The organism is Mesorhizobium sp. M1A.T.Ca.IN.004.03.1.1, assembly GCF_003997555.1.
In the GTDB taxonomy this organism is placed as follows: Bacteria; Pseudomonadota; Alphaproteobacteria; order Rhizobiales; family Rhizobiaceae; genus Mesorhizobium.
Genome location: NZ_RZTV01000297.1, coordinates 1 through 274, shown reverse-complemented (window position 1 = coordinate 274; position 274 = coordinate 1). Strand labels below are relative to the sequence as shown.

The following is a 274-nucleotide window of genomic DNA, read 5'->3' as shown; positions in this document are numbered from 1 at the left end:
ATGCTTCGCGGCAATAGTCCGGGAGCGCTCATGGTCGGAGCCGAGCACCGTGACGCGTGCGCCTGCGCCTTTTGCTTCGATGGCCGCCGCAAGGCCGATACCTGACGTGCCGCCGACGATCAGGACGCGTTTGCCCTTGAGGGTATTTGAGGGGTTGAATTCGGTCTTATCAGACATCTCGATCTCCATTTGGCGCCACCTTGGCGCGATGGAGACAAGGTAGACCGGGTAATCGATCTTGATAATCAGGCTCGAATTCGCTTTACTCCTTCCA

The 274-nt window shown here is 57.7% G+C and carries 1 pseudogene; it reads right to left on the bottom strand.

Annotated elements, in window-relative coordinates:
• Nucleotides 1–189: pseudogene (locus EOD29_RS31745) on the bottom strand (hypothetical protein); the annotation flags it as partial.
• Nucleotides 190–274: the final 85 nt, after the last annotated feature.